Here is a 3,734-nt window from a genome sequence, read left to right as displayed (position 1 = left end):
ATGACGAGGGACTCCATGACGGGACCCCTTTCGACTAACTGACAACGGATGACCCAGAACCACGACGAGAGGCACCCGGATCTGGACCTGATTCGCAAGTTGTGCAACACGACTCATAATGTGAGATTCAGCGTGGGCGTCGTCACAGAGTCCGTCAAGGGGTTCCGGCAATACGACACGAGAAATTCACAAAACGTCGGACGGTGAGCCCGATCACGCATCCGTGGAGATCCATCTCTTGACAGCACCCGTCCCCAGTCCTCACGCTTGTTGCACATTGCAACGCGTGTTGCTCATGGTGAGCCGGTTGGGCCAGGCGGTGACGCTCGGCACGGCAGGCCCGTCCTCCTCAGGAAAGGATCCGCTCCGATGCACAAGGCCTGTTCCCTCAAGGACCTCGCACCCGGTGACGCCCTGCGCCTCGACACCGTCCCGCCCATCGCCGTGTTCCACACGGAGGAGGGCGAGCTCTTCGCCATCGACGACACCTGCACCCACCAGGATGCCTCGCTCGCCGACGGCTGGGTGGAGGGCTGCGAGGTCGAGTGCCCGCTGCACGCGTCCAAGTTCGATCTCCGCACCGGCAAGGTGGACGCGCCGCCGGCGAAGCTCCCGGTCCGGACCCACGAGGTGACCGTCGTGGACGGCGACATCATGGTCGAGGAGTCGCCCGAGGCGCCGAACCTGCCCCCCGGGCTCACCGCCCACAGACACGAGTCCCAGCCCGGCTGAATCAGGCCGAACCCCGCAAGACACCCGCAGGTCAGGAGAACCGCCCCATGAGCACCACCCCTCGCGTCGTCGTCATCGGAGCCGGCATCGTCGGCACGAACCTTGCCGACGAGCTCGTCCAGCGCGGCTGGACCGACGTCACCGTCCTCGAGCAGGGCCCGCTGCCCCTTCCCGGGGGCTCGACGTCGCACGCGCCCGGACTCGTCTACCAGACGAATCCGTCACGGACCATGACCCACTTCGCCCAGTACACGGTGGAGAAGCTCGTGTCCCTGGGCTGCTTCAACCAGGTCGGCGGTCTCGAGGTGGCCACCACTCCGCAGCGGTTGGAGGAGCTCCAGCGCAAGGTGGGCTACGCGGCGTCGTGGGGTCTCGAGGGCAGGCTGCTCACCCCCGAGGAGGTGCTGCAGCAGCACCCCCTGGTCAACCCCGAGATGGTGCTGGGCGGATTCCACGTGCCCACGGACGGCCTCGCCCTGGCCGCCCGGGCGGTGCAGGTCCTCATCGACCGCACCTCCCGCGCTGGCGTGACCTACTGCGCGGAGACGACCGTCACCGGCATCGAGCGGTCGAACGGCCGCGTGACCGGCGTGACCACGTCCGACGGAACCGTGCCGGCCGACGTCGTCGTCTCCTGCGCGGGGTTCTGGGGACCGGCGATCGGTGAGATGGCCGGCATGCCGTGCCCCATCCAGCCCCTGGCCCACCAGTACGTGTTCACCTCCTCGGTCCCGGAGCTGGTGGGCAAGCACGACGCCCCGAACGGCGCGACCCTGCCGATCCTCCGGCACCAGGACGCGGACCTCTACTACCGCGAGTGGGGAGACCGGATCGGCATCGGCTCCTACGCCCACCGTCCGATCCCGGTGGACCTCGACGACCTGCCGCACTACGCGCCCCGCGACATCGCCCACGACCGGATGCCCTCCCGCCTGGACTTCACGCCCGAGGACTTCACCGAGCAGTGGGCCGAGAGCCAGCGCTTCCTCCCCAGCCTGCGCGGCAGCGAGGTGGCCGAGGGCTTCAACGGCATCTTCTCCTTCACCCCGGACGGGGGCCCGCTCATCGGCGAATCCCCGGATCTCGCCGGCTTCTGGGTGGCAGAGGCTGTGTGGGTCACCCACTCCTCGGGCGTGGCCAAGGCCATGGCGGAACTGCTGGTGGACGGCACCTCGCAGACGGACCTGCACGGTTGCGAGGCCACCCGGTTCGACGACGTGCAGCTCTCTCCGGAGTACGTCGAGGAGACGGGCAAGCAGAACTTCGTGGAAATCTACGACGTCCTCCACCCCCTCCAGCCCCGGGAGTCGCCGCGCAACCTGCGGGTCAGCCCGTTCTATCCCCGGGAACTGGAGCTCGGCGCGTTCTTCCTGGAGAGCCACGGGTGGGAGCGCCCGCACTGGTACGAGTCCAACGCCGCGCTCCTGGACCAGCTGCCCGAGGAGTGGCGCGAGCCGGAGCGGGAGCCGTGGGCGGCCCGCTTCCACTCGCCGATCGCGGCGGTCGAGGCCTGGAAGACCCGCACCGCCGTGGCGATGTACGACATGACCCCGCTCAAGCGCGTGACGGTCGAAGGACCGGGGGCCGCCGCCCTGCTCCAGCGGCTCACCACCGGCAACATCCTGCGCAAGCCGGGCGCCGTGACGTACTGCCTCCTGCTGGACGAGAAGGCCGGGATCCGCAGCGACATCACCGTGGCCCGGCTCAGCGAGAACCTGTTGCAGGCGGGCGTCAACAGCAGCGTCGACGTGGCGTACCTGTCCGCCGAGGCGACCCGGCAGAGCGCCGAGGACCCCTCCGCCTGGGTCCTGGTCCGGGACACCACCGCCGAGACGTGCTGCATCGGGCTGTGGGGCCCGAAGGCCCGGGAGGTCATGGCGAAGGTCTCCCGTGACGACCTGTCCAACGATGGCCTGAAGTACTTCCGCACCAAGCAGATCCGGGTGGGTGGCCTGCGGGTCACCGCGATGCGCCTCTCCTACGTGGGCGAGCTCGGCTGGGAGCTGTACACCACCGCTGACCAGGGTCTGCGGCTGTGGGACCTGCTGCACGAGGCGGGCCAGGAGTTCGGCATCGTCCCCGCGGGTCGTGCGGCCTTCAACAGCCTGCGCGTGGAGAAGGGCTACCGGTCCTGGGGCACCGACATGACCACCGAGCACACCGCCCTGGAGGCGGGCCTGGACTTCGCCGTCAAGAAGGACAAGGGCGACTTCGTGGGTGCGGAGGCCGTGGCCTCCGACGGCCAGGTCCGGCGCCGGCTGCGCTGCCTGACCGTCGACGACGGCCGCTCCGTGGTCCTGGGCAAGGAGCCCGTGTACGTGGACGGCGCCGCCGCCGGCTACGTCACCAGCGCCGTCTTCGGCCACACCGTGGGCCGGCCGGTCGCCTACGCCTGGCTCCCGCCGGAGATCTCCGAGGGGGACGGCGTGGAGATCGAGTACCTCGGCGTGCGCGTCCCGGCCACGGTCAGCGCCGAGCCGCTCGTGGACCCCGGCATGGAGCGCATCCGCGGCTGAGGCTCCGCCTGCCGGGCGCGGAGCGCATGCCGCTCCGGCCTCTGGCTCTCCGTCCCGAGACCGGGACCCTCCCAGCACGAACACTGTGATCGAGCACCGTTCCCGGTGCCGACGACGACGAAAGGCAGTTCCAGCATGCACAAGGTCAAAGGCGTGGTGTCGAAGGGCAAGAACCAGCCCGTGAGTGTGGAGACCATCCTGGTGCCGGACCCGGGCCCCGGGGAGGCGCTTGTGGACGTGCTCACTTGCGGGGTGTGCCAGACGGACCACCACTACGTCGAGGGCGGTGTCGGTGACGACTACCCGTTCCTGCTGGGCCACGAGTCCTCGGGCGTCGTCTCGGCGGTCGGTGAGGGGGTGACGGAGGTCGCCGTGGGTGATCACGTGATCCTGAACTGGCGGGCGGTGTGCGGGCAGTGCCGGGCCTGCCGCAAGGGCGAGCCCTGGTACTGCTTCGCCACCCACAACGCCACGACCAAGATGACG

General features: G+C 69.4%; 3 protein-coding genes. All 3 read left to right on the top strand.

The window, feature by feature from the left end:
* Window positions 1-369 precede the first annotated feature (369 nt).
* The gene (locus tag ACFYE1_RS17210) at window positions 370-732 is read left to right on the top strand and encodes a bifunctional 3-phenylpropionate/cinnamic acid dioxygenase ferredoxin subunit (protein WP_387745689.1); all 363 of its coding nucleotides are present in this window, start codon (window positions 370-372) and stop codon (window positions 730-732) included.
* Window positions 733-779: 47 nt separating this feature from the next.
* Entirely contained in the window at window positions 780-3,248 is a 2,469-nt protein-coding gene (locus ACFYE1_RS17205) for a GcvT family protein (protein ID WP_387745686.1), read from the top strand.
* A gap of 135 nt (window positions 3,249-3,383) precedes the next feature.
* A partial coding sequence (locus tag ACFYE1_RS17200) for an alcohol dehydrogenase catalytic domain-containing protein (RefSeq protein ID WP_387745683.1) occupies window positions 3,384-3,734 on the top strand: 351 nt, incomplete at its 3' end.

It is taken from the genome of Kocuria nitroreducens, from assembly GCF_042879195.1.
Taxonomy (GTDB): Bacteria; Actinomycetota; Actinomycetes; order Actinomycetales; family Micrococcaceae; genus Kocuria; species Kocuria nitroreducens.
This window is presented reverse-complemented; position numbering and strand designations above follow the sequence as displayed.

Bases quoted from the DNA above. Each gene is read 5' to 3' on its own strand.
- ACFYE1_RS17210 (WP_387745689.1), top strand. From the start codon at position 370: ATGCACAAGGCCTGTTCCCTCAAGGACCTCGCACCCGGTGACGCCCTG.
- ACFYE1_RS17205 (WP_387745686.1), top strand. From the start codon at position 780: ATGAGCACCACCCCTCGCGTCGTCGTCATCGGAGCCGGCATCGTCGGC.